At 64.1% G+C, this 24,427-nt stretch carries 22 protein-coding genes and 1 tRNA gene; 15 read left to right on the forward strand and 8 right to left on the reverse strand.

The window, feature by feature from the left end; all coding sequences use genetic code 11:
* On the forward strand, nucleotides 1-514 hold a 514-nt coding region (locus tag FUT88_RS03520; RefSeq protein ID WP_147213835.1), incomplete at its 5' end, for a helix-turn-helix transcriptional regulator.
* A gap of 166 nt (nucleotides 515-680) precedes the next feature.
* Nucleotides 681-959 (forward strand): DUF1488 domain-containing protein, encoded by a 279-nt coding sequence (locus FUT88_RS03525; RefSeq protein ID WP_147213836.1) that lies wholly within the window; start codon nucleotides 681-683, stop codon nucleotides 957-959.
* Between the two features lie 90 nt (nucleotides 960-1,049).
* Here the strand turns inward: FUT88_RS03525 and FUT88_RS03530 are convergent, their stop codons facing one another.
* From FUT88_RS03530 to FUT88_RS03560, 7 genes are all read right to left on the reverse strand, one after another.
* Nucleotides 1,050-2,558: a SpoVR family protein gene (locus tag FUT88_RS03530; protein ID WP_147213837.1), complete on the reverse strand. Its 1,509-nt coding sequence runs from the start codon at nucleotides 2,556-2,558 to the stop codon at nucleotides 1,050-1,052.
* A gap of 114 nt (nucleotides 2,559-2,672) precedes the next feature.
* Nucleotides 2,673-3,935, reverse strand: coding sequence for a YeaH/YhbH family protein (locus tag FUT88_RS03535; protein WP_147213838.1), 1,263 nt, complete (start codon nucleotides 3,933-3,935; stop codon nucleotides 2,673-2,675).
* 54 nt (nucleotides 3,936-3,989) lie between these two features.
* Nucleotides 3,990-5,912 (reverse strand): PrkA family serine protein kinase, encoded by a 1,923-nt coding sequence (locus FUT88_RS03540; RefSeq protein ID WP_004634293.1) that lies wholly within the window; start codon nucleotides 5,910-5,912, stop codon nucleotides 3,990-3,992.
* A gap of 669 nt (nucleotides 5,913-6,581) precedes the next feature.
* A tRNA-Val gene (locus FUT88_RS03545) sits at nucleotides 6,582-6,656 on the reverse strand.
* A 71-nt stretch (nucleotides 6,657-6,727) separates the two neighbouring features.
* The gene (dnaQ, locus tag FUT88_RS03550; protein ID WP_147213839.1) at nucleotides 6,728-7,453 is read right to left on the reverse strand and encodes a DNA polymerase III subunit epsilon; all 726 of its coding nucleotides are present in this window, start codon (nucleotides 7,451-7,453) and stop codon (nucleotides 6,728-6,730) included.
* Nucleotides 7,454-7,478: 25 nt separating this feature from the next.
* Nucleotides 7,479-8,345, reverse strand: coding sequence for a formyltetrahydrofolate deformylase (gene purU, locus FUT88_RS03555; RefSeq protein ID WP_147213840.1), 867 nt, complete (start codon nucleotides 8,343-8,345; stop codon nucleotides 7,479-7,481).
* 8 nt (nucleotides 8,346-8,353) lie between these two features.
* Nucleotides 8,354-9,208 (reverse strand): NUDIX hydrolase, encoded by an 855-nt coding sequence (locus FUT88_RS03560; protein ID WP_147213841.1) that lies wholly within the window; start codon nucleotides 9,206-9,208, stop codon nucleotides 8,354-8,356.
* A 104-nt stretch (nucleotides 9,209-9,312) separates the two neighbouring features.
* Here FUT88_RS03560 and FUT88_RS03565 point away from each other — a divergent pair, with 104 nt between their 5' ends.
* On the forward strand, nucleotides 9,313-9,708 hold the full coding sequence (locus tag FUT88_RS03565) for a hypothetical protein (RefSeq protein ID WP_147213842.1): 396 nt from the start codon (nucleotides 9,313-9,315) through the stop codon (nucleotides 9,706-9,708).
* Nucleotides 9,709-9,734: 26 nt separating this feature from the next.
* Here the strand turns inward: FUT88_RS03565 and FUT88_RS03570 are convergent, their stop codons facing one another.
* Entirely contained in the window at nucleotides 9,735-10,295 is a 561-nt protein-coding gene (locus FUT88_RS03570; protein ID WP_147213843.1) for a hypothetical protein, read from the reverse strand.
* A 261-nt stretch (nucleotides 10,296-10,556) separates the two neighbouring features.
* On the opposite strand from FUT88_RS03570, the gene lpxO reads away from it, so the two are divergent.
* The 12 genes from lpxO (at nucleotide 10,557) to FUT88_RS03630 (ending at nucleotide 24,370) form a co-directional block, all read left to right on the forward strand.
* Complete coding sequence (gene lpxO / locus FUT88_RS03575) at nucleotides 10,557-11,459, forward strand: lipid A hydroxylase LpxO (RefSeq protein ID WP_147213844.1); 903 nt, start codon at nucleotides 10,557-10,559, stop codon at nucleotides 11,457-11,459.
* 314 nt (nucleotides 11,460-11,773) lie between these two features.
* On the forward strand, nucleotides 11,774-12,391 hold the full coding sequence (locus FUT88_RS03580; RefSeq protein WP_147213845.1) for a YSC84-related protein: 618 nt from the start codon (nucleotides 11,774-11,776) through the stop codon (nucleotides 12,389-12,391).
* Nucleotides 12,392-12,600: 209 nt separating this feature from the next.
* Complete coding sequence (locus FUT88_RS03585) at nucleotides 12,601-13,752, forward strand: ABC transporter substrate-binding protein (RefSeq protein ID WP_147213846.1); 1,152 nt, start codon at nucleotides 12,601-12,603, stop codon at nucleotides 13,750-13,752.
* A 162-nt stretch (nucleotides 13,753-13,914) separates the two neighbouring features.
* A complete protein-coding gene (locus FUT88_RS03590; protein ID WP_147213847.1) occupies nucleotides 13,915-14,889 on the forward strand; it encodes a LysR family transcriptional regulator in 975 nt (324 codons plus the stop codon).
* On the forward strand, nucleotides 14,886-16,385 hold the full coding sequence (locus FUT88_RS03595) for a flavin-containing monooxygenase (protein WP_147213848.1): 1,500 nt from the start codon (nucleotides 14,886-14,888) through the stop codon (nucleotides 16,383-16,385). The genes FUT88_RS03590 and FUT88_RS03595 overlap by 4 nt, the downstream gene beginning before the upstream one ends.
* Nucleotides 16,382-17,365 (forward strand): ABC transporter permease, encoded by a 984-nt coding sequence (locus FUT88_RS03600; RefSeq protein WP_102067560.1) that lies wholly within the window; start codon nucleotides 16,382-16,384, stop codon nucleotides 17,363-17,365. The genes FUT88_RS03595 and FUT88_RS03600 overlap by 4 nt, the downstream gene beginning before the upstream one ends.
* The gene (locus FUT88_RS03605) at nucleotides 17,362-18,291 is read left to right on the forward strand and encodes an ABC transporter permease (RefSeq protein WP_147213849.1); all 930 of its coding nucleotides are present in this window, start codon (nucleotides 17,362-17,364) and stop codon (nucleotides 18,289-18,291) included. Before FUT88_RS03600 ends, FUT88_RS03605 begins: the two co-directional genes overlap by 4 nt.
* Entirely contained in the window at nucleotides 18,288-19,292 is a 1,005-nt protein-coding gene (locus tag FUT88_RS03610) for an ABC transporter ATP-binding protein (RefSeq protein WP_147213850.1), read from the forward strand. Before FUT88_RS03605 ends, FUT88_RS03610 begins: the two co-directional genes overlap by 4 nt.
* Complete coding sequence (locus FUT88_RS03615; protein WP_147213851.1) at nucleotides 19,289-20,290, forward strand: ABC transporter ATP-binding protein; 1,002 nt, start codon at nucleotides 19,289-19,291, stop codon at nucleotides 20,288-20,290. Before FUT88_RS03610 ends, FUT88_RS03615 begins: the two co-directional genes overlap by 4 nt.
* Nucleotides 20,291-20,328: 38 nt before the next feature.
* On the forward strand, nucleotides 20,329-21,897 hold the full coding sequence (locus tag FUT88_RS03620; protein WP_147213852.1) for an ABC transporter substrate-binding protein: 1,569 nt from the start codon (nucleotides 20,329-20,331) through the stop codon (nucleotides 21,895-21,897).
* Nucleotides 21,898-21,902: 5 nt separating this feature from the next.
* A complete protein-coding gene (locus tag FUT88_RS03625; protein ID WP_147213853.1) occupies nucleotides 21,903-23,783 on the forward strand; it encodes an acyl-CoA thioester hydrolase/BAAT C-terminal domain-containing protein in 1,881 nt (626 codons plus the stop codon).
* The gene (locus tag FUT88_RS03630; RefSeq protein WP_147213854.1) at nucleotides 23,780-24,370 is read left to right on the forward strand and encodes a peroxidase-related enzyme; all 591 of its coding nucleotides are present in this window, start codon (nucleotides 23,780-23,782) and stop codon (nucleotides 24,368-24,370) included. The genes FUT88_RS03625 and FUT88_RS03630 overlap by 4 nt, the downstream gene beginning before the upstream one ends.
* Nucleotides 24,371-24,427 lie beyond the last annotated feature (57 nt).

Consider the following 24,427-nt stretch of genomic DNA (forward strand, 5'->3'; position numbering starts at 1 on the left):
CGTCGTGATGGAATGGAGCGCAGAAGACGACGACGCACGACAACGTTTATCGGAGTTGAAAGCGGCGCTGCCCGAAGTGCCCGTGTTGCTGACGGTGCAAGCGGTGGGGCGGCACGTGGTAGGCGACGCGCTGCGCTTCGGGGCCGCCGGCGTGGTCGACCGGCAGGCCACGGCCGACGTTCTGCTCGAAGCCCTGCAGCGCATTACCTCAGGTGCGGTGTACCTTCCGCCCATCAGCAATCTCTACCCTGACGATCCGCGCCAAACTCCAGGAGAAAGCCCGGCCGAACTTTGGCGCCGCCTCACGCCACGGCAGCATGAGGTGCTGCAACTGCTTGCAGAGGGCAAATCCAATAAGCAGATCTGCCGCGTGCTCAACGTGGCCGAAGGCACCATCAAGAACCATCTGTACGCGCTGTTCCGGCAGATCGGCGTCAACAATCGGACAGAAGCGGCGCTGTGGCTGTCGCGTTGCAAGGCGAGCCTTGCCCGTCTGCAGATGTGTGCGATGTAGCGCCGCTCGCTTCCCCGTGGCTACCGCCGCCCCTGGTCGGACGTTGCGGGTTAGGATTACGCCGCCGGTGAAAACACTGAGCGGCGACATTGCATTCATGCGACCACGCCATACACTGGTTGGAAGGCGGCGCACGGTGCATCGCCGTTTTTCATGGAGGCCGCCCATGGAAATCATCGAATTCCACGCCAGCCCGCCACGCTACTGCGCCGCGGATCTCACCCTCACCTGCACCGCCAGCGTCGACGGCCGCCCGGCCTGCTATGCGGTGACGGCCGAAGCGCTCGAAGAACATTTCGGCGCGCGCTCGTGGCGGCAGGAAGACCTTCTGCAAGCCATGGAATCGCATCGCGGCACCATTGAAGACATGGCGCGCTCGCTGTTCAAGCTGACGGACTCACACAACATCGTGCTGCGTAGCGGCCATTTCCGCTTCGGCATGTAGCTGGGTCGTGAGCAGCATGGTCGACATCCGCGTCTGCGATGGACAAAAAGAAGGCCAGCGCAAGGCTGGCCTCGTGGAAACGGGCGTGGGCTAGTCAGGCTTGCACTCGTGCTTCATCTCGCGTCGGCCGTCTTCATAGACCACCTCCAGCCGGCATGTGAAGCCCCACAGGCGCACGACGTGCCGCAGCATCTCTTCGTAGTTCGGTCCAAGCGGCCGGCGGTTGCTTTGCAGGTGGCGCAGCGTCAATGAGCGATCCCCGCCTACGTCGACGTTGGTCACCTGGATATTGGGCTCGATGTTCGACAGGTCGTACTGCCCTGCCAGCAACTCGCGGATCTTGCGGTAGCCATCGTCGTCGTGGATTGCGGTGACGCGCAGCCTCGCGTCGCGGTCGTCATCGAGCACCGAGAACAGCTTCAACTCGCGGATCACGCGAGGGGACAGGAACTGCAGCAGGAAGCTCTCGTCCTTGAAGTTGCGCATGGCGAAGTCGAGCGTCTTCTGCCAGTCGCTGCCGGCAATCTCGGGGGCCCAGCGGTAGTCCTCTTCCTCAGGAGATTCGCAAATGCGGCGGATGTCCTGGAACATCAGGAAACCGAGCGTGTACGGATTCAGGCCGCTGTAGTACGGGCTGTTGAACGGCGGCTGGTAGATCACGTTGGTATGCGCCTGCAGCAGCTCGAGCATGAAGGCGTCATTGACGAGCTTCTCGTCGTACAGCTTGTGCAGGATGGTGTAGTGCCAGAAGGTGGCCCAACCTTCGTTCATCACCTTGGTCTGCCGCTGCGGGTAGAAGTACTGCGCGATCTTGCGCACGATGCGCACGATCTCTCGTTGCCACGGCTGCAACTTGGGCGCGTTCTTCTCGATGAAGTACAGGAGGTTCTCTTCCGGCTCGGGCGGGAATTGCGGCTCCGGCTCCGGCACGTCGTCGGCCGTCGCCAGCGCGCGTGTCCGGTGCGTGGGCAGCGTGCGCCACAGGTCGTTCACCTGCGCTTCGAGGTATTTCTCGCGCTCCGCCTGACGGGCCTGCTCTTCATTGATCGACAGCTTCTTCGGCCGCCGATAACGATCGACCCCGTAGTTCTGCAATGCGTGGCAGGAGTCGAGCAGCAGTTCCACCTCCTGCTCGCCATAGCGCTGCTCGCATTCGGCCACGTAGTTCTTAGCGAAGAGCAGGTAGTCGACTATGGCGTCGGCGTTCGTCCACGTGCGGAAGAGGTAGTTGCCTTTGAAAAAGGAGTTGTGGCCATAGCAGGCATGCGCGATCGTCAGCGCCTGCATCGGCATCGTGTTCTCCTCCATCAGGTAGGCGATGCAGGGGTTCGAATTGATGACGATCTCGTAGGCCAGCCCCATCAGGCCGCGCTGGTAGCCGCGTTCGGATGCCAGGAAGTGCTTGCCGTACGACCAATGGTTGTAGCCCAGCGGCAAGCCGGACGACGCGTAGGCGTCGAGCATCTGCTCGGCGGTGATGATCTCGATCTGGTTCGGATACGTGTCCAGACCGAAGTCTGCGGCAATCTGGGCGATGCTTTGGTCGTAGCGCCTGATCAGCTCGAAGGTCCATTCCGAGCCCGTAGATAGGTAGGCCATGCTCGTTCCCGTTGGTCCATCACACAGGGTCACAGGTGGCGTGCTCGCCATGGCTCACGCTGCCACTGCACAGCGGTGCCGAGCCGGAGCAACCTGCTGCTGCCCAATCAGCGATCAGGCGGCGCGCTTCTGAAACAGCTCGTGCAGCACCGGATAGATTTCATCCGCCTTGAGAATGCGCTGCATTGCGAAGTTCTCGTGCCCGGCCTTCAACGTAAGATACTCCTCCCACAGGTTCTGCGGCTCCGTGGAGACCACCTCGACATAGGCGTAATACTGCGTCAGCGGCAAGATCGACTCGCGCAGGATCTTGGCGCACAACTCTGAGTCCCCAGCCCAGTTATCTCCATCCGAAGCCTGCGCGCAGTAGATGTTCCATTGGCTGGGCGGATAGCGCTCCTGCATCACTTCCGCCATCAGCTTGAGTGCGCTGGACACCACAGTGCCGCCCGACTCGCGCGAGTGGAAGAAATCCTCCTCATCCACCTCCTTGGCCACGGTGTGGTGGCGGATGAAGACGACGTCGATGCGTTCGTAGTTCCGCTTCAGGAACAGATAGAGCAGCATGAAGAAACGCTTGGCCAAGTCCTTGCGCGATTCGTCCATCGAGCCGGACACGTCCATCACGCAGAACATCACCGCCTGCGCCTGCGGTCGCTTGCGCAGGACGCGGTTGTTATAGCGCAGGTCAAGCTTTTCGATGAACGGCACGCGATCAAGGCACGAGCGCAGATGGCGCATCTCCTTCATCAGCTCTTGCGCGCGTACGCTGTAAGGGCCGTCGTTTTCCAGCTCTTCGTTGTACTCGCACTCCAACTCGTGCAGGCGGCGCTGATACGGGCTGGACAACGCGATACGGCGACCGAGCGAGCTGCGCATCGTGCGCAGAATCGACAGGTTGGACGGTGTGCCATCGAGCGAGAAACCCGCGCGCACTTTGCGCACCTCGGCGATCTTGGCCAGGCTGCGCTTGGCAAGATCGGGCAACGCCATGTCTTCGAAGAAGAAGTTGAGAAAGTCCTCGCGCGAGAGCGTGAAGATGAAATCGTCTTCGCCCTCGCCCGAGTCGCTGGCCTGCGAGCCTGAGCCGCCGCTGCCCTGCTGCGGGCGGTCGAAGCTGTCGCCGCGAATGAACTCCTTGTTGCCCGGGTGGACGCCCTCGCGGCGCCCGCCCGAGCCGTGGTGGAACATGGGCTCGGAGATGTCCTTGACGGGAATGGACACCTGCCCGCTCTGCTCGATGTCCATGATCTTGCGGCCCGTCACGGCCTTGGCCACCGCGCGGCGGATCTGGTCTCGGTAACGCTTGATGAAGCGTTGCTTGTTGACGGTGCTCTTGCCGCCACCGTTCTCCCGCCGATCAATGATCGTGCCCATGTAACTGCCCTCGATTGGAAGTCCGCTGGGTGTGTTCGCCCTCTCCTGATCTCCTTAAGATGACTTCCGCACGCGCAGATACCACTCCACCAGCAAGCGCACCTGCTTCTGGGTGTAGCCCTTTTCCACCATGCGATTGACGAAGTTCTCGTGCTTTTCCTTGTCGTCATGCGACGACTTGGCATTGAACGAGATGACGGGCAGCAGATCTTCCGTGGTCGAGAACATCCGCTTCTCGATCACCGCGCGCAGCTTCTCGTAGCTCGTCCAGACGGGGTTCTTGCCCCCGTTCTTGGCACGCGCCCGCAGCACAAAATTGACGATTTCGTTGCGGAAATCCTTCGGGTTGGAAATGCCCGCCGGTTTTTCCACCTTCTCCAGCTCGTCGTTCAATGCGCTGCGATCGAGAATCTCGCCGGTGTTCGGATCGCGATATTCCTGATCCTGAATCCACAGGTCGGCAAACACCACGTAGCGGTCGAAGATGTTCTGCCCGTATTCCGAATACGACTCCAGATACGACGTCTGAATCTCCTTGCCGATGAACTCCACGTACGGCGACGTGAGGTACTCCTTGATGTAGGACATCAGCTTGGATTCCGTCTCCGGCGGGAACTGTTCGCGCTCGATCTGCTGCTCGAGCACGTACAGCAGGTGCACCGGATTCGCCGCCACCTCCGTTCCATCGAAGTTGAAGACCTTCGAGAGCACCTTGAACGCAAAGCGTGTCGACAAGCCCGTCATGCCCTCGTCGATGCCGGCAAAGTCGCGGTACTCCTGATACGACTTCGCTTTCGGGTCGACATCTTTCAGGCTCTCACCGTCGTACACGCGCATCTTCGAGAAGATGTTGGAATTCTCGGGCTCCTTGATGCGTGTGAGCACCGCGAACTGCGCCATCATCTTCAGCGTGTTGGGGGCGCACGGCGCGGCCGCCAGCGAACTGTTACGCAGCAGCTTGTCGTAGATCTTCACCTCATCCGACACACGCAGGCAGTACGGCACCTTGACGATGTAGATGCGATCCAGGAAGGCCTCGTTGTTGCGATCGGACTTGAAGCTCTGCCATTCCGCCTCGTTCGAGTGCGCCAGGATGACGCCATCGAACGGGATCGCGCCAAAGCCCTCCGTGCCCTTGTAGTTGCCTTCTTGCGTGGCCGTCAGCAGCGGGTGCAAGACCTTGATTGGCGCCTTGAACATTTCGACGAACTCGAGCAGCCCCCGGTTGGCCAGGCACAGCCCGCCCGAGTACGAATACGCATCCGGATCGTCTTGCGGATAGTCCTCCAGCTTGCGAATGTCGACCTTGCCGACCAGCGACGAAATGTCCTGATTGTTTTCGTCGCCGGGTTCCGTCTTGGAGATCGCAATCTGCGACAACACCGACGGATGCAGCTTCACCACGCGGAAACGCGTGATATCGCCATTGAACTCGTGCAGCCGCTTGACCGCCCACGGCGAAGCGATCGAGTTCAGATAGCGTCTCGGGATACCGTAGTCTTCCTCCAAAATCTTGCCGTCTTCCTCGGGCGAGAACAGCCCAAGCGGGGACTCGTGTATCGGCGAGCCCTTCAGTGCGTAGATGGGGATCTGCTCCATCAACGACTTCAACTTCTCGGCAAGCGAGGATTTGCCGCCGCCCGGAGGCCCGAGCAGGTAAAGGATCTGTTTGCGTTCCTCAAGGCCCTGCGCGGCATGTTTGAAGAAGGAGACGATCTGCTCGATCGTGTCTTCCATGCCGTAGAACTCCCGGAAGGCCGGGTAGATCTTGATGACCTTGTTGAAGAACAATCGTGACAGCCGAGGATCGTGGTGGGTGTCCACCAGTTCGGGCTGACCAATCGCGGTGAGCATGCGCTCGGCGGCAGTCGCATAGGCGGTCGAGTCTTTTTTGCAGATATCCAGATACTCCTGGATGCTGTACTCGTCCTCTTTGCGAGCTTCAAAACGCGTTGCGTAGTGGCGGAAAATATCCATATCTCCCCCGTAGATTTCTTCCCTACTCCACACCAACAAGCGAGAGCCAGGCTAGTTCTTGCGTGCGTTGCTGATTCCACTGTAGACGAATCACCGATGATCACAAGAACGGTTGACGACCTGGAACGGTGCACAACACGTCGCGATTGCGTTAGCGCTCGACTGCATCAAGTGCTAAACGAACCTTGCACGATGCATCAGCCCATGCACCACGACGGTCGGCTACACCGAGCACAGCAGAAAGCGTACCCATGACATCCGCCGCGCGCTCGCAGGTTGGTACGTAACCGATCGGCGCGAGTTCCCGCGCGCACGCCCATTACAGGAGGGGGATATCCCTGCATTTCAGCGCGGCGCCAACCGTGATAACGCAGAGATGCGCATGGCACCGGCCTGGGGCGGTACGTTTGTAGCGGCAGCTTTTCTCGTCGTGACGCAACAACGCATTGTGCAAAGTATTGGACGAAATGCGTTTCCGACCCAGTCGCGCACCCGCCGTCCGGCGGAAGGAGGGAGACGGATCGACGGGAGGTGTCTCTTTTTTGCGCCAGCGGGAAAGTTTTGCCGGCCGCTCCGGACGAGCGTTCGGGAAAGGCCGCACAGAGAGCGGACAAAGAAAAAGGCCCTCGGCGTTTGCCTGAGGGCCTTTTAAGCGATTTCTCGCCAGTTTGGTGGGTGGTACAGGGATTGAACCTGTGACCCCTGCCGTGTGAAGGCAGTGCTCTACCGCTGAGCTAACCACCCGAATGCGGTGAAAACGAGATTATGGCGAAAAGGCGCGGCCGTGTAAATACCCTGACCGCACATTTTTTTGATCAGGCAGCCGGCGCAACTTCCACAGTCTCGCGCGTCCAGACGGTTTTGCCGCCGCTGGCCTTGTCGATCTCCTTCAGCACACTTGCGTGCGCCTCGGCCTCGGCTTCGGTCGCCAGCAGCACCGGCAGTTGCAGCGCGCTCAGGTCGACGGCGACGGCTTCGGCCGATGCGCCCTCGCCCGACTCCAGCATGTCGATCACCAGCGTGTTCTGGCCGCGCGTCATGGCGAGGTAGACCTCGGCCAGCAGTTCCGCATCCAGCAATGCGCCGTGCAGCGTACGGTGCGCGTTGCTGACGCCCAGACGGTCGCACAGCGCATCGAGCGAGTTGCGCTTGCCGGGGAACATCTGGCGCGCCTCGCGCAGCGTATCGATGTGGCCCGACAGGTGCTCGCGGAAGGGCGGCAGGCCGAGGCGCTGGAATTCCATGTCCAGGAAGCCCAAGTCGAACGCGGCGTTGTGGATGATCGCCTCGGCGCCCTGTACGTAGTCGCGGATCTCGTCGACGATCTCGGCAAACTTCGGCTTGTCGGCCACGAACTCGTTGGTGATGCCGTGCACGGCCATCGCGCCCGCGTCGATCTCGCGCTCGGGGTTGATGTAGAAGTGCAGGTTGCGGCCGGTCAGGCGGCGGTTGACCATCTCCACGCAGCCGATTTCGATCACGCGGTCGCCGGTGGCGGCATTCAGGCCGGTGGTTTCGGTATCGAGAATGATCTGTCGCATCGCGCGCTCCCCTACTCTGACTGGATTACTTGAAGACGACGGTCTTGTGGCCGTTGAGCAGGATGCGGTGTTCCGCATGCCACTTCACGGCACGGGCCAGCGCCACGCATTCCACGTCGCGGCCCACGGCGGTGAGCTGTTCCGGGTCCATGCTGTGGTCCACGCGTTCGATTTCCTGCTCGATGATCGGGCCTTCGTCCAGATCGGCCGTCACGTAATGGGCTGTTGCACCAATCAGCTTCACACCGCGCTCGTGCGCCTGGTAATACGGCTTGGCGCCCTTGAAGCTCGGCAGGAACGAATGGTGGATGTTGATGGCGCGGCCTTCCAGCTTGCGGCACAGATCGTCGGAAAGAATCTGCATATAGCGCGCGAGCACCACCAGGTCGATCTGCTGCTCCTGCGCGATTTCCCAGATGCGGGCTTCCTGCTGGGCCTTCTGCGCGTCCGTCGCCTGCAGCAACGGCAAATGCATGAACGGCACGTCGTACGACGCCGCCAGCTGATAGAAATCGCGGTGATTCGAAACGATGGCCGCAATCTCGATCGGCAGCTGGCCTGCGCGGGCGCGGAACAGCAGGTCGTTCAGGCAATGGCCAATCTTCGAGACCAGAATCATCACGCGCGGCTTGACCGCCGCGTCGAACATGCCCCACTGCATGGAGAAACGTTCGCCGATGGGCGCAAAGCGGTCACGCAGGGCGGCAAGGTCCAGCGGCTGGCCCTGCGGCACAAAATGCACGCGCATGAAGAAACGGCCCGTGAATTCGTCGCCGAACTGGTCCGAATCGAGAATATTGCAGCCTTGCTCGAACAGCAGACCCGACACGGCGTGGACGATGCCGGGCTGGTCCGGGCACGACAAGGTGAGAATGAAACCGGAGTGACTCATGAAGCGTTTTATGTATTGTTGTCGGGCGCAAACCGCTGTGGCGTAGGGGACGAGCCCAGCCGCGCCAGGGCGTCGAGGGTGACGAGCGTCGCGTCGACCGTCATCGCGAAGTCCGCCATGATATCAAGCGCCGCGTCGCGGCTGGCACGCAAGTGGCCGGCGACCTCTCCGTCCTGATTGGCGGGGACGAAGCTGTCCGGCAGCGTCAGGTCAAAGGCGAACAACGTTTCGCACTGGATGCCTTCGGGCACTTCGCGCAGCACATCCAGCGTGCCGCACGGCACCAGCTGCGCAGCCAGGTCGGCGCCGATGCCCGCCTCTTCCCAGCATTCCTTCTCCAGCGCGCCGCGTGCACCGAAGCCATGACCGATGCCGCCGGCGACAAGGTTGTCCCACATGCCGGGGTCGATCGGCTTGGTTTCGGCGCGGCGGGCCAGCCAGAGCGCCGGCCCGGCGTCATCCGCGCCGGCAATCAGGCCGTTCATGTGTGCGGCATAGGTCCGAATACCGAAGAAACGCGCGGCGGCGCGCTCGATCAGCGCCAGCGTGGGCGTACCCCAGCCGGTGTTGACGGCGAAACGCTCGTCGCGCCAGCCCCGCACGTGGCCATCTTCGGCAAGGCGCGCGATGACTTCGGCCAGCGCTGCGGTGCGGGCCGCCTCGTTGCCGAGCGCCTCCCGCAAATCGACCCGCTGCGCCGATACGTCGAACCACTGCGGCCAGCGCGCAAGCAGCGACGCGCGCTCCCGGCTCAGCCAGCCGACGCGTTGTCCGGCAACAATCCACGGGATCAGCGCGTCGGCATGGAACGCGTTCCGGGCCGCGAGCCCGTCCCGAATGCGCTGGATGCGCAGGTCCCTCATGTCGGCGCCCCACAATGTCGGGCCTGCATTGTGCTTTCCGTGCAGCACGGGTCGCGCGATAATGCGCCGTTAATACAAGCCGTCATCAGACTGGAGAAACAAGGATGGATGAAATCGACGAGCTGTCGGATCTGCCGACCCCGCGCTTTATCTGGGGCTTCGCCATTGCCGTCACACCGTCCGGCGAAGTGTCGCACGATGAATTCGAATACCTGACACACACCCGCGCGCCGCGCTTCACCTGCCGCGTGGTCGAACTCGAAGACGCGCCCGCCGAGCCCGAAGACGAAGGCGACATCGACGGCCGCATCGTCCACTTCGACAACCCGAAGCGGATGTTCTACATCACCGACCTGGGCCTGGCCCTGATGAACTTCACCCTGTTCGACAAGGTGGATAACAAGTCCAAGCTGAAGAACGCCTGCGACCAGGCCATCGCCGACTGGCTCACCCGCCGCGATTTTCTCGACTCCGAACCCGACGAAGACGATGACGATTGAGCCTGATCGCTTGATCGCATGATCATTCAGTCCTGACCGGCTGCACCGCCATCCTCGGCAAAGCACAGGTCGGTCAGGCGCACATCTGCATAGGCGCGCCCAGCGTCCAGCAACGCCGAAACCTGCGCCTTCACCCGCTCCTTCTGAGCGCGCAACGCACGTGGCGGCACGGTCGAATCCTGACCGGTGTGGTGCAGATACAGCATCTTGTAGGTGAGTTGGCTCACCATCCACTGCCGCAGCACGCGACGCCGGCCGGCATGGTCGGCTTCCAATCCATCGATTTGTCCGAGCAACGCAGAAAACGCCCGCGCGAGGCTTGCCGGCTCCACGACATCGCCGGCGATGCAACGCTCGGCCAGGGCGCGCGCTTGCGCGGGTGACATGGCGTCGTCCGTTTCTACGAAGCGATCCTTGGCCGGTTCCGGGCGCGGCGCAGCAGGCCGGCTTGCCAGTCGGGTGGACACCGCGGACAACGCTTCCTGGGCGCGGCGGATGGACGCCTCCAGCGATTCCGCACTGCCCGGCGCGATGCCGATGGTGGTCGGCATGTCGCTGGATTCTTCGTCGCGTTTTTTGACGTCCATCGCTCCCTCCGGTGATCGCCCGTAACCAGGGGCCTGGTGGACGAAAACGGAATTGTAGAACGCGACGCACATTTCGCGACAAATCGACACAAACGTTCCATATTACGAAGACACCGCAAACGATAACGTGGCGTCACAAAACCACGGTGCTCTGTTGGCAGGCATATACGCGGCGCGGTCTCGCCACGGGTAAAATGCCGGATTGCGCTGACAGCGCATGCACTCAATTGCTGACCGCCTTCGCGCGGCAAGGAAATCGCCTTGATCAAGTGGATTATCGTGGCCCTCTATCTGGGCTCCATTCTGTACGTGCACTTTCGCGGCAAGGTGCGCCTGAAATTCTGGCGCCAGATGTTCGACCACTCGGCCGTGGTCGCGCCGGTCAATTGCTTCATGTACGCGTTTTCCGGCGTACCGCAGACGCCGTATGTGCCGGTCGAACGCTTTCCGGATCTGGAAAAGCTGCAGGCCGCGTGGCCGCAGATCCGCGACGAGGGCCTGGCGCTCATCAACCTGCGTAAGATCAAGGCCGCCGAGAAAAACGACGATGCCGGCTTCAACTCGTTCTTCAAGAATGGCTGGAAGCGCTTCTACCTGAAGTGGTACGAAGCGCATCACCCTTCAGCCGAACAGCTCTGCCCCCAGACCGTCGCGCTGCTGCGCGATCTCCCCAGTGTGAAGGCGGCGATGTTTGCCGAACTGCCGCCGGGCGGCAAGCTGAACCCGCACCGTGATCCGTTTGCCGGCTCGCTGCGCTATCACCTGGGCCTGTCTACCCCCAACGACGACCGTTGCTTCATCGAAGTCGACGGCGAGCGCCACAGCTGGCGCGACGGCCAGGGCGTCGTCTTTGACGAGACCTATCTTCACTGGGCCGAAAACGCCTCCGACAAGGACCGCCTGATCCTCTTCTGCGATATCGAACGTCCGATGAAATTCGGCTGGGCGCAGCGCGTCAATAAATGGCTGGGCCGCAAGGTCATGACCGCCGCCAGCTCGCCCAACGACGACGGCGACCAGACCGGCGGTATCAACAAGCTGTTCCGCTATGTGTGGGTGATGGGCCAGTACCGCCGACGCTTCAAGGCGTGGAACCGCAAGGTCTATTACGTGGTGAAGTTCGGCCTGATCATTGGCGTGGCAGCGTTGATCATCTGGATCTGACCGCTGATCCTGCGCGTCTCCTGCATGCACGAAGAACCGGCCTGAAGCGCCGGTTTTTTGTTGCGCGTGAAAAAGGCGACTCACATTGCAGTCGGCTTGCGTTTTTACAAAGCCGTGAAGCAAAAGCGCCACATGCGGCACAAATCTCGCCTAATGTCAGGAATTGAGCGCTCCGGCGCTTATGCGATATGGCGGGCACGCCGCTTGCTCCACCTTGGTCGACACCCTTGCCCAGCGCATGGGACCGAGTCAGAGCCGGGATGCGTGTGTGCCTGTGTCCCTCGTCAACAACAAAGACAGTGAGATCGATCGCCATGAAAAAGAACCTCATCAGCCGCCAGACCCTCGTCACCCGCGCCGCCGCCCTTGCTGCTGTCGCACTGCTCGGTACCCAGATCGCGGCCTGTACCACGACCAGCCCGAATGCGCAGGGCTCCGACGTAATGTCGTCGACCAACAAGCACGCCACCACCAATTCGCAAGCGGATTCCGTGCTGTCACGCCTGTACACCACGGCCAATGGCTCGCGTGACCTGGTTGCGCGCGCCAAGGGCGTGCTGGTCTTCCCATCGGTGCTGAACGCCGGCTTCGTGGTGGGCGGCCAGTACGGCGAAGGCGTGCTGCGCACCGGCGGCGGCCGTCCGCTGGGCTACTACAACATCGCGTCGGCGTCAGTGGGCTTCCAGGCCGGCGCGCAATCGCGTGCGCTCATCATTCTGTTCATGACGGACGAAGCGCTGCAGAAATTCCAGAACAGCCAAGGCTGGACGGCCGGCGTCGATGCCACCGTGGCGCTGGCAAAGATCGGCGCGAACGGCGCGGTCGATACCAACACCGCCCAGCAGCCGATCATCGGCTTCAACCTGACCAACGCGGGCCTGATGGCCGGCGCATCGATCGAAGGCACGAAGATCACGAAGCAGAACAACTGACCGGCGCTTCGCTGAACGCCAATGCCGCCGTCTCGCACGGCGGTTTTTTTTGCCCGAATCCCGCATCCAGCGTTGTGGCAATGTTGCAGCCCTAGGGAAATCCGGAGGGGCGGTGCGGAGCTTCTCGGCTAGCATCGTGCGGCCGATGTTGCGGTGCGCTGCCGTATCGGCACAAGACAAAACAATCACCCAAAAAAAAAGGGGGAGACATGACAGGTCGCAACACCGCCTTGCGCGGCGCCATTGTATGCGCATGGCTGTCGGGGCTGTTGCTGGCATCTGGCCACACGATGGCCGAGCCGGGCGTCACCGACACCAAGATCATCATCGGCCAGACGGCGGGCTTCACGGGTCCCGCCGGCGAACAGGTCCAGGAGATGACGCAGGGCGCCAAGCTTTATCTCGATGCCGTGAACCGCGGGGGCGGCGTGAATGGGCGCAAGATCGAGTTGATCTCGGAAGACGACGCCTTCGATGCGGCAGCCTCAAAGAAACACGCGCACGCACTGCTGGTCGACAAGCAGGTCTTTGCCCTCTTCCTGCCGCGCGGCACCCCGAATACCGAGGCGATCATGACGGAGGCGCGTCCGCTCGGCGTGCCGGTGGTGGCGCCGTCCACCGGTGCCTCAACGTTCTTCGATCAGCCCGACCCGCTGCTCTTCGTGGTACGCGCAAAATACCAGGCTGAGATTGCCGAGCTGGTGCATTACTTCGACACGCTCGGCCTGCGCCGCCTGGCGCTCGTGAACGTGAACGACACCTTCGGCAAGGACACCGAGATCGGCTTCAACAACGCCACGAAAAAGCTCCCCGCCGACGCGCACAGCATCTTCACCGTCGACCGCCTGAAACCGGATATCGCCAAGGCCGCGGCAGACGTCGGCAAGTTCGCACCCCAAGCGGTGATCTTGGCCTGCCCGGGCACGACGGCGCGCGCAATGATCGAGGCGCTCAACAAGCAAGGCACGGTGACGCAGATTGCCGCGCTGTCCAACAACGCCGGTCTGGCCTTTGCGAAATCGCTGGGGGCGCTGGGGCGCGGCGTGGTGGTTTCGCAGGTCATGCCCTCCCCTGTGCGCTCGACTTCGTTGCTGGGCCGGGAGTTGGCATCCAGCGCGAAGGCGGCCGGGGTGACGCCGTCCTACGCCATGATGGAGGGCTACGCCGCCGCGCGCGTGCTGGTCGAAGGGCTCAAGCGCGCGGGCAGGTCACCGACGCGCGCCAGCTTTGTCTCGGGGCTGGAATCAGCCGGCACGATCGACCTGGGCGGGTTGGAAGTCCGCTACGGCCCGAACCTGCGCAAGGGGGCGAACTATGTCGAGCTGACGGTGATTGGGCCGAACGGCACCTTCGTCAAATAGACGCCTGCTGCGCCGCAGCCTGCCTCGGCAGTGGTTACACCGCAGGACATAGCGGTTGCCAGCGCAAAACGCATGAGTACATAAGAAAATACTATTTGGAAATCGCATGCTGCCTCTACCAGAATGCACGAACAACATGCATGACTGGGATCAAACAGGCGGATGGAACTCCGACAACTCGAAGCATTTGCCGCGGTCATGTCGACCGGCAGCGTCACTGCGGCAGGCAAGCTGCTGGGGCGCTCGCAGCCCGCCATCAGCCGGCTCATCCAGGACCTCGAAGCCGAAATCGGCTACGCCCTGTTCACACGCGCGGGGCCGCGCGTCTCGCCGACGGAGCAGGGTTTCCTGCTGTACGAGGACGTTGAGCATACGCTGATCAGCTTACGTCAGATACGCACGCGCGCCGAAGAAATCGCGCGCGGCGAGGCACGCCCGCTGCGCCTGGCGGCCACGTCGGCATTGGCGGCCGGTTTGCTGCCCGCTGCCTTGGCCGATGAGCCGGAACTCGCGCAGCACATCCAGATTCGCAGCGCGTCGCCCGAACAGGTCGTGCACGCCGTGCTGACCGGCGCCGCCGACCTTGGCATCAGCAGCCTCCCGCTGGAGCATCGCGGCGTAACCGTGCACTGGATCGGCGAAGCTGCCTGCGTGGCGGCCGTACGGGCAAACGACCCGCTGGCCGCCGGCAGGCGCGTCGCATTGGCCGACTGCGCCGGACAGCGCATCATCACGATGCACAACCCGTATCGATTGCGCCGCCGTCTGGACCAGGCACTGGCGAAGGCCGGCGTAGAGCCCACCTCCCTCATCGAGACCAACGCGTCGCTCAATGCACTGACCGCCGTGCGTGCGGGCCTGGGCGTCGCGTTGCTGGAGCCCGTGACGGCATACGGTGTGCCGATCGACGGCGTGACCGTGCGCCCGATCGACGCCGACATCCCGTTCTTCTTTGGCGTGATCACCCCCGAGGCCAAGCGGCCCTCGGCGGCGGTGACCTCGCTGACCGACGCGCTCGCGCACGCAGCGCAGCGTCTGCTGCCGGACTGCAAGCTGCACGATCCGGCACGTCATGCCAGCATGCTGCAGGTGCTGTATGGCGAATCCATCAACGAAACCGAAGGCGCGTCCGCATGACCGCTGCACAACAAGACAACGCGCCGCAAGCAGCCGGGCTCGCAGCGCTGGAAGCCCGTTTGCACCAGGACCTGTCGTGGCTCGAACTCCCCGCGAAAAACTGGACGCTGCCACACACGTTAGAAGGGCAACCCGTGCTGGACGTGGCCGTCATCGGGGGCGGCATGGCGGGCCTGGCGGCGGCGGCATCGCTCAAGCATCTCGGCATCGGCGTGGTGATATTCGACCGCTCGCCCGCCGGCTTCGAAGGCCCGTGGGCAACGACGGCGCGCATGGAAACGCTGCGCTCGCCAAAGCAACTGACCGGCCCTGCGCTGGGCCTGCCGGCGTTGACGTTCCGCGCATGGTTTGAAGCGCAGTTCGGCACCGATGCGTGGGAGGTGCTCGACAAGATCCCGCGCCTGCAATGGATGGACTACCTGCGCTGGTACCGCCGCGTCCTGCAGCTCGACGTGCGCAACGAACATTACGTGAAGGCGATCCACCCGCGCGTGGATGGCGCCGTTGAATTGCTGATCGACGCGCCGGGCCAACCGACGCAGCGCGTGTTTGCGCGCCGCGTGGTGCTGGCCACCGGCCGTGATGGGCTGGGCGGCCCATCCGTGCCCGACTTCGCGCATCGGCTGCCGCGCCGCTGGTGGGCGCATTCGTCTGACGCGATGGACTACGGCACGCTGGCCGGCAAGCGCGTGGGCGTGATCGGCGCAGGCGCATCCGCGATGGATTCGGCCGCGACGGCGCTGGAAGCCGGTGCCGCCAGCGTCGACATGCTGATCCGCCGCCCCGACCTGCCGCGTGTGAACAAGGGCAAGGGCGCCGGCAGCCCAGGCCTCGTGCATGGCCACCTGCATCTGCCCGACGCATGGAAATGGCGCATCCGCCATTACATCAATGTCGAGCAGGTGCCCCCGCCGCGCGGCAGCACGCTGCGTGTGTCGCGGCATCCGAACGCGCGCTTCAACCTGGGTTGCGGCATCCTGGGCGTCGACGAGCACGACGGCGTGCTGCACGTGGCCACGACCAAGGGCGTATTCCAGTTGGACTTCCTGATCTTCTCGACGGGCTTTCGGACCGACTGGGCCGCGCGCCCCGAATTCAGCGCACTGGCGCCGCACATCCGTCAATGGCGCGACCGCTACACACCGCGCCCCGGCGAGGAAGACGCAGAACTGGCCGATTCGCCCGACCTCGGCCACGCGTTCGAATTTCGCGAGAAAACGCCCGGCACGCTGCCCGGCCTGTCGCGCGTGCATTGCTTCTGCTATCCGGCGTCGGTCACGCACGGCAGCGTCTCGGGCGACATCCCGGCCATCAGCGAAGGTGCGAAGCGGCTGGCGCAGGGCATTGCCGGCATGCTGTACCAGGAAGACATCGACGCGCACTACGCCGCCATCCAGGCCTATGCCGAGCCCGAAATCTTCGGCGATGAATGGACGCCCGCCCCGCCGCCCGGTGTTGAAGCGAATACCACTTCCAGCCAGGAGGCTGCGCGATGACAGGTTGGTTAATCCGCCGCATCGGCCAGGCGCTGCTGGTCGTGCTGGTGATGACGGTGATCGTCTTCATCGGCCTGCACGCCATCGGCAACCCGGTCGACATCCTGATCGGCCAGGACGTGGATCAGATCGACCGCGCGCGCATCATTGCCGAGCTGGGTCTGGACAAGCCGCTGTGGGAGCAGTACCTCGCCTTCCTGAACGGCGCGCTGCACGGCAATCTCGGCAAGAGCTTCGTCTACAACGAACCGGCCATCCAGCTGATCCTGCAACGGCTGCCGGCCACGCTGGAGCTGGCGTTTTCTGCGCTGATCATCGCGGTGGTGATCGGCGTGCCGCTGGGGCTGTTCGCGGGACTGTATCCGCGCCATCCGGTGTCGCGCCTGCTCATGACGGGCAGCGTGGTGGGATTCTCATTGCCGACGTTCTGGGTGGGCCTGATGCTGATCATGGCGTTCAGCGTGAGCCTCGGCTGGCTGCCCGCAAGCGGACGCGGCGAAACGGCGCGCCTGTTCGGCATCGAATGGTCGTGGCTGACGGTCGATGGCCTGCGGCACCTCGTGCTGCCGGCGGTCAACCTGTCGCTGTTCAAGCTCTCGCTGGTGCTGCGGCTGACGTCTGCGGGCGTGCGCGAGGTGCTGCCGCAGGACTTCGTGAAGTTCGCGCGTGCCAAGGGGCTGTCGCCGCTGCGCGTGGTGCTGGCGCACGTGCTGCGCAACACGCTGATCCCGCTGGTGACGGTGCTGGGCCTGGAGCTGGGCTCGACCATCGCCTTTGCGGTGGTGACGGAAAGCATCTTTGCGTGGCCCGGCGCGGGCAAGCTGATCCTCGATAGCATCAACTCGCTGGACCGGCCGGTCATCGTTTCCTACCTCATCGTCGTGGTGTGCCTGTTCGTGTCGCTCAACCTGATCGTCGACATCCTGTATCGGCTGCTGGACCCACGCGTGCGTGCGGCGGACAGCGCGGAGGCTGCATGATCAATACAACTCCGCGACCCACCACCGCAGCGGCGGTTGCCGCCCCGCGCAAGCAGTCGCCGTGGCGCCGCGTGGTGTCCGATTTTCTGGCATCCAAGACCGCCGTCTTTGGGCTCGTGGTGGTCGTGATCCTGATGCTCGCCGCGCTGGCCGCGCCGTGGATCACGCCGCAGAATCCATACGACCTGATGCAGCTCGACGTGCTGGACTCGCGCCTGCCGCCGGGCTCGCCGAATGGCTTGGGGACGTTCACGTACTGGCTCGGCACCGATGGCCAAGGGCGTGATCTGTATTCCGGCATCCTCTATGGCCTGCGCATCAGCCTGGGCGTGGGGATCGGTTCGGCAGCCGTGGCGGCGGTGATCGGCACGCTGCTCGGCCTGATTGCCGCGTATGCCGGCGGCCGCGTCGACAGCATCATCATGCGCACGGTCGACCTGCTGCTGTCGTTCCCGTCGGTGCTGGTGGCGATGATGATCCTCGCCTATCTCGGCAAGAGCATCACGAATGTGGTGCTGACCCTCGTGCTGCTGGAGTGGGCGTATTACGCGCGCACGGTGCGCGGCCAAGCGCTCGTTGAGCGTCGGCGCGAATACGTGGAAGCCGCCCGCTCGCTCGCCCTGCCCGGCTGGCGCATTGCGCTCAGGCACATCCTGCCGAACTGCCTGCCGCCGCTGATCGTCGTGGGCACGCTCCAGGTGGCGCGCGCGATCACGCTGGAGGCAACGCTGTCGTTCCTGGGCCTGGGCGTGCCGATTACCGAGCCGTCTCTTGGCCTGCTGATTTCCAACGGATACCAATACATGCTCTCTGGCCAGTACTGGATCAGTTTCTATCCGGGCATCGCGCTGTTGCTGGCGCTGGTGGCCATCAACCTGGTGGGCGACCGCCTGCGTGAAGTGCTGAACCCGAGGACGCAACGATGACGGCGTCCACCCACGCGACCCCCCTCGAAGTCCGCAACCTCCGCACGCACTTCTTCACGCGCGAAGGCGTGCTGCCGGCCGTGGACGACGTGTCGTTCTCGCTCGCGCGCGGGCGCATCCTCGGGCTGGTGGGCGAGTCCGGCTCAGGCAAGTCCGTCACCGGCTTCTCGATCATGGGTCTGGTGGACTCGCCCGGCCGCATCGTCGGCGGCGAGATCCTCTATCAGGGCCGCGACCTCACCAAGCTGCCCCCGCGTGAATTGCGCAAGCTGCAGGGCAACCGCATCGCCATGGTCTTCCAGGACCCGATGATGACGCTCAACCCCGTGCTGCGCATCGATGCCCAGATGATCGAAGCCGTGCGCGCGCACAGCAGCATGAGCCACAAACAGGCGTGGGACCACGCGCGCGACACGCTCGGCCTGATGGGCATTCCGAGCCCCGAAGAACGGCTGCGCGCCTATCCGCATCAGCTTTCGGGCGGCATGCGCCAGCGCGTGGCGATTGCCATTGCGATGCTGCATCGGCCGGACCTGATCATTGCCGACGAACCGACCACGGCGCTGGACGTGACCATCCAGGCGCAGATTCTGTCCGAAGTGCAGAAGCTCGCTCGCATGCACGGCACGGCGCTGATCTGGATCACGCATGACCTGTCTGTCGTAGCCGGGCTGGCCGACGAGGTGGCCGTGATGTACGCCGGCCGCATCGTCGAACACGGCCCGGTTGATGCGGTGCTCGATGCCCCGTTGCACCCCTACACCATGGGCTTGATCGACAGCCTGCCCAGCGAGAACCGGCGCGGCCAGCGCCTGCGCCAGATTCCCGGCATGACACCGAACCTGCTGTCGCTGCCCGCGGGCTGCGCGTTTGCGGCACGCTGCCCGCGTGCCACCGAGGTCTGCGGCGTACGCCCGGACATCACGCAGCCCATACCTGACCGCCTTGTACGCTGCTTCCATCCGGGCGCACAGCACGCTTCCTCGCAGGAGGTCGCATGAGCACACCGCTCGTCGAACTCAAGCAGGTCAGCAAACGCTTTGGCAATCGCAAGGTCGGCGTGGCCGATCGCGTCCTGCAGCGCTTTGGTCTGGCGCATCCGCCTGCGATTGTTCGTGCGGTCGACGGTGTCGACCTCGCGATCCAGCCCGGTGAAGTCGTCGGCCTCGTCGGCGAATCGGGCTGCGGCAAATCCACGCTCGGCCGCATTGCCGCGGGCCTGATGCCGCCCTCGGCCGGCGAGGTGCGGGTGGACGGCAAGGCTGTCGACACACTCTCCGCAGAGGAAGCCCGCGCGGCCCGCCTGAAGATCCAGATGATCTTCCAGGACCCGCATGCGAGCCTCAACCCGCGCCTGCGCGTGGAAGAGATCGTCGGCGAGGCAGCGCGCGTGCACGGCCTGACAGACCGCGCCAACTTTGCCGATTATGTGGCAGCGCAGATGCAGCGCGCCGGCCTGGACCCCGCCCTGCGCGACCGCTATCCGCATCAGTTCAGCGGCGGCCAGCGGCAGCGCATCGGCATTGCGCGCGCGCTGGCGGTGCAGCCGTCGATGCTCGTCTGCGACGAGGCGGTGGCCGCGCTCGACGTGTCGATCCAGGCGCAGATCCTGAACCTGTTCATGGACCTGCGCGAGCAGCTCAACCTGACCTACCTGTTCATCAGCCACGACCTGGGCGTGGTGGAACACCTGTCGGACCGGGTGGTGATCATGTACCTCGGCCGCGTAGTCGAATCGGCCCCGGCAGAGGAAGTCTTCCGCCGCCCGAATCACCCTTACACGCAGACCTTGCTGGCGGAGATTCCGCGTCTGTCGGCCCGGCACAAGACGTTCACCGCCATTCAAGGCGAGATGCCGAGCCCGCTGCACCCGCCCACGGGCTGCCATTTCCACCCGCGCTGTCCGCACGCCATGCCCCGCTGCAAGACCGAAACGCCGACGCTGCGCGGCATTGCGATCAACCACGTCAGCGCGTGCCATTTGAACGATCTGCAATAAGCCAACGATTCCAACAAAAAGGGAAAAGGGAAATCACCGTGAAACGCCTCCTTGCTTCATCGCTTGCCGTTGCCCTGCTGACTGCCGCTGGCGCCGTGAGCGCGCAAACGCTGAACATCGCCTTTGCCGATCCGCTGTCGTCGCTCGACCCGCAGTTGAACAACCACGCGGGTGACCGCTCCGTCGACGTGCATTTCTGGGATCTGCTCGTCGAAAACAAGTGGAACAAGCTGCAGCCCGGCCTGGCGCTGTCGTGGAAGACGCTGGATCCGAAGACGTGGGAATTCAAGCTGCGCCCGAACGTGAAATGGCACGACGGCCAGCCGTTCACGGCGGATGACGTCATCTTCTCGTACCAGCGCGCGCGCAGCGTGCCGGGCAGCGTGGCAACGTTCGCGGGCTATCTGCGCACGGTGGAATCGGTCACGGCCAAGGACCCGCTCACGCTCATCATCAAGACGAACATCCCGAACCCCGACCTGCCGCTGAACCTCGCATCCGTGCACATCGTCAGCAAGCATGTGGGCGAGAAATCGTCCACCGAGGACTACAACGCCGGCCGCGCCGTGGTGGGCACGGGCCCCTACAAGTTCGTCTCGTATGTGCCGGGCGACCGCGTGGTGATGGCGCGCAACGACAACTACTGGGGCGGCAAGCAGCTCTGGGAGAAGGTCAATTACCGCTACATCAACAATGCTGCCGCGCGTACGGCCAACCTGCTCTCGGGCGAGGTGGACGTCATCGACAAGGTGTCGGTGTCTGACCTGGCGCGCCTGCGCCAGTCGCCCAATGTGAAGGTGTTTGCCTACCCCGGCCTGCGCGTGATGCTGCTGCAGCCGAGCTTCCGCAAAGGGCCGAACGAGTACATCACGGGCAACGACGGCAAGCCGCTGCCGAACAATCCGCTGCTGGATGTGCGCGTGCGCCGCGCGCTGTCACTGGCCATCGACCGCAAGGCGATCGTCGACCGCATCTTGCAAGGTGCCGCCACCGTCGCCAACCAGTGGATGCCGTCGGACACGTACGGCTACAACCCCGACGTGAAGGACATCGCTTACGACCCGGCGCAGGCCAAGAAGCTGCTGGCCGACGCAGGCTTTCCGCAGGGCTTCAACCTCGTGATGCACGTGCCGAACGATCGCTATCCGCAAGGCCCCGAAACGGCGCAGGCGGTGGCGCAGTTCTGGACGCGCATCGGCGTGAAGGCGCGCGTGGAAGTGGTGCCCTGGTCGGTCTACTCGGGCCGCGCCAACAAGAATGAATATGCGATGAGCATGCTGGCGTGGGGCAACGGCACGGGCGAAGCAAGCTACGCGCTGGTCAACGTGCTGGCCACGGTCGACACCAAGAAGGGCCTGGGCGCATCCAACTGGGGCCACTACAGCAACGCGGCTGTCGACAACGCGCTGAACGCCTCCACCGAGGAATTCAACGTGGAAAAGCGCGCGGCGATTCTTCGCCATTCGGTCAAGCTGGTCTCGGATGATGTTGGCGTGATGCCGCTGTACCACTACCAGAACGTGTGGGCCGCCAAGAAAGGCCTGAAGGTGACGCCGATGACGAGCGATCGCACCGCGGCGCAAATGGTCACCAAGGACGGAAAGTAAGCGCCATGGGAACGTTCGCGCTCAGCGTGGCGCCGGCGGATGACCTGATCGACGTACCGCGCGGCATCGTCGTGACGGGGCTCGCGCCCGGCGCCCAGGTCGGCATCGTCGCGCAAACGCGTCGCGGCAATGGCGTGCTGTGGCACAGCCGCGCCGCATTCGTCGCCGATGCGCACGGCACCGTGGACCTGACGCGCGACGCGCCCGTCTCCGGTGACTACGCCGGCGTCAGCGCGATGGGCATCGTCTGGAGCCAGCGCCCGGAAGACGGCAAGGCACGCGAGGTGTTTCCACAGCCAGTCACAGAGCCGTTGACCACCACGCTGACGGCCACGGCCAACGGCGAGTCGGTCCACGCGCGCTTCGTGCAACGGCTGGCCGCGCCGGGCGTGACGCGCCACGATGTGCGCGACGATGGTCTGGTCGGCACGCTGTACCTGCCCGATCCGTATGCGCACCCGGGGCCGCGCCCTGCGGTGCTTATCCTCAACGGCTCGGGCGGTGGCATCAACGAGCCGCGCGCGGCGCTGTTTGCTTCGCACGGCTATGCGGCGTTTGCGCTGGCCTACTTCAAGGCGCCGGGGCTGTCGGACTACATCTCGAATACGCCGCTGGAATATTTCGAGCGCGCGCTTGCATGGCTGCGCAAACGCGTGGAGCCGCTGCACGACTTCGTTGCCGTGAGCGGCCAGTCGCGCGGGGGTGAACTGGCATTGCTGCTCGGCGCGACATTCCCTGAGGCGGTATCTGCCGTCATTGGCTACGTGCCGGGCGCCGTGGTGCACAGCGGACAGAACGCCGCGGACCCTGCCGTCGGCCGCGAAGGCCCGACGTGGCTGTATCGCGGTCAGCCGTTGCCGCATCTGTGGGAAGGCAACCGTACTGCGACCTGGGCACCGTTCGACGAAGGCCCCGCGCCGCATCGCCACGAGCGCGCCATCCGCACCGCGCTGCAGGATGCCGATGCCGTGGCACGCGCGCGCATCCGCATCGAACGCGCGCGCGGTCCGGTGCTGCTGCTCTCCGCCACCGACGACGGCTCGTGGCCCTCGAGCGACTATGCGCGCATGGTGACGACCAAACTGGCCGAGGTACGCCACCCCTACCCCGTCCAACATTTCGATTACGAAGGCGCGGGTCACGCCATCGTCTTCCCATACGTGCCGACCACGCAGCTCGTCTATGCGCACCCGGTGTCGGGCCGCATCAGCACCGGCGGCGGCGAGCCGCGTGCCAATGCCCGCGCCGACGCCCAGTCATGGGCAGCAGTGCTTCGCTTCCTCGCCAGCGCGGTGGCCGCGCGCGGCGCGTCCGTACCCGATTCCCGGAGCCTTTCATCGATGGATTTCACGCCCGCACAAGATGTGGTCGACCAGGTTGCCGGCCTGGACGACGGCAGCGCCACGCATGCGCTGCGCCATGCCCGCGAAAAGGTCGCTACGGCCACGCAGGGCAGCTATGAAGCGCTGTTCGACGCAGGCCTGCCCGACCTGACGTTGGGCGAACGCCTGCTCGTCGCGCTGTACGCCTGCCGCCTGACACCGGCGGCTGAACTGGCCGAACACTACCGCGCACGCCTCGCGAATACGCCGGTCGACGCAGATGCGTTGCAAGCCGTCGACCACGGCGATATCGACACGCTGACCGACGCCCGCCTGCGCGCCATCCTGACCTTCACGCGCACGCTCGTCGAGCGCCCCATCGAGGGCGACCGCGATGCGCTGTTGCGCTTGCCCGCAGCGGGCCTCGCTACGGCCGACGTCGTGACGCTCGCGCAGCTCATCGCTTTCCTGTCGTATCAGACGCGGCTCGTCGCCGGCTTGCGCGCGCTTCGCGAAGCTGCCGGCAACGGCAGCGCCACCGCCTCCACGGAGACCGCAGCATGACCGAGATCATTCGCGCCCACGGCTTCACCAACGAATCGCTTGAGTGGCGAGCATGGCTGGATGTGGTCGACCTCGACCGCGCCACGCCCGAGCAGATCGCCGTGCTGGAAGAAAGCCATCCGAGGGCGAAAACGTCTGACTATTACCGGTTTCTCGTTCACCAGCCCGAGATCCTGCGTCAGCGGTCGGCGGCGTTCAACGCGATCATGTATGCGCCGGGCGGCCTGTCGCGTGCGGAACGCGAACTCGCCAGCGCGGTGGTGTCGCGCGTCAACGGCTGCGTGTATTGCGCGTCTGTCCACGCGCAGCGCTTCGAACAGCTTGCCAAGCGCACCGACGTGATCAAGCAGGTCTTTGAAGACCCGCACATCGCCGGCACGAACGCGCGCGAACGAGCCATCGTGCTGTTCTCGATCGACCTGACGATGCGCCCGGGCGACGTACGCGACGAAGACTTGCAGCCCCTCAAGGCCGCTGGTCTGACCGACGCGGAGATTCTCGACCTGATCCACGCCGTGGCCATCTTTGCGTGGGCGAACCGGCTGATGCTGAATCTGGGCGAGCCGGTGTTTCCGGACGCGGCCTGAGCTGGGCGGCATCGCTCCAAAGAAGAAAGCCGCAGGCACACACCTGCGGCTTTTGTT

Source organism: Ralstonia sp. TCR112 (assembly GCF_007997035.1).
Lineage (GTDB): Bacteria > Pseudomonadota > Gammaproteobacteria > Burkholderiales > Burkholderiaceae > Ralstonia > Ralstonia edaphi.

Coding starts and splice junctions, on each gene's coding strand:
- FUT88_RS03525 (WP_147213836.1), top strand. CDS start 681: ATGGAAATCATCGAATTCCACGCCAGCCCGCCACGCTACTGCGCCGCG.
- FUT88_RS03530 (WP_147213837.1), bottom strand. CDS start 2,558: ATGGCCTACCTATCTACGGGCTCGGAATGGACCTTCGAGCTGATCAGG.
- FUT88_RS03535 (WP_147213838.1), bottom strand. CDS start 3,935: ATGGGCACGATCATTGATCGGCGGGAGAACGGTGGCGGCAAGAGCACC.
- FUT88_RS03540 (WP_004634293.1), bottom strand. CDS start 5,912: ATGGATATTTTCCGCCACTACGCAACGCGTTTTGAAGCTCGCAAAGAG.
- dnaQ (WP_147213839.1), bottom strand. CDS start 7,453: ATGCGACAGATCATTCTCGATACCGAAACCACCGGCCTGAATGCCGCC.
- purU (WP_147213840.1), bottom strand. CDS start 8,345: ATGAGTCACTCCGGTTTCATTCTCACCTTGTCGTGCCCGGACCAGCCC.
- FUT88_RS03560 (WP_147213841.1), bottom strand. CDS start 9,208: ATGAGGGACCTGCGCATCCAGCGCATTCGGGACGGGCTCGCGGCCCGG.
- FUT88_RS03565 (WP_147213842.1), top strand. CDS start 9,313: ATGGATGAAATCGACGAGCTGTCGGATCTGCCGACCCCGCGCTTTATC.
- FUT88_RS03570 (WP_147213843.1), bottom strand. CDS start 10,295: ATGGACGTCAAAAAACGCGACGAAGAATCCAGCGACATGCCGACCACC.
- FUT88_RS03580 (WP_147213845.1), top strand. CDS start 11,774: ATGAAAAAGAACCTCATCAGCCGCCAGACCCTCGTCACCCGCGCCGCC.
- FUT88_RS03585 (WP_147213846.1), top strand. CDS start 12,601: ATGACAGGTCGCAACACCGCCTTGCGCGGCGCCATTGTATGCGCATGG.
- FUT88_RS03590 (WP_147213847.1), top strand. CDS start 13,915: ATGGAACTCCGACAACTCGAAGCATTTGCCGCGGTCATGTCGACCGGC.
- FUT88_RS03595 (WP_147213848.1), top strand. CDS start 14,886: ATGACCGCTGCACAACAAGACAACGCGCCGCAAGCAGCCGGGCTCGCA.
- FUT88_RS03600 (WP_102067560.1), top strand. CDS start 16,382: ATGACAGGTTGGTTAATCCGCCGCATCGGCCAGGCGCTGCTGGTCGTG.
- FUT88_RS03605 (WP_147213849.1), top strand. CDS start 17,362: ATGATCAATACAACTCCGCGACCCACCACCGCAGCGGCGGTTGCCGCC.
- FUT88_RS03610 (WP_147213850.1), top strand. CDS start 18,288: ATGACGGCGTCCACCCACGCGACCCCCCTCGAAGTCCGCAACCTCCGC.
- FUT88_RS03615 (WP_147213851.1), top strand. CDS start 19,289: ATGAGCACACCGCTCGTCGAACTCAAGCAGGTCAGCAAACGCTTTGGC.
- FUT88_RS03625 (WP_147213853.1), top strand. CDS start 21,903: ATGGGAACGTTCGCGCTCAGCGTGGCGCCGGCGGATGACCTGATCGAC.
- FUT88_RS03630 (WP_147213854.1), top strand. CDS start 23,780: ATGACCGAGATCATTCGCGCCCACGGCTTCACCAACGAATCGCTTGAG.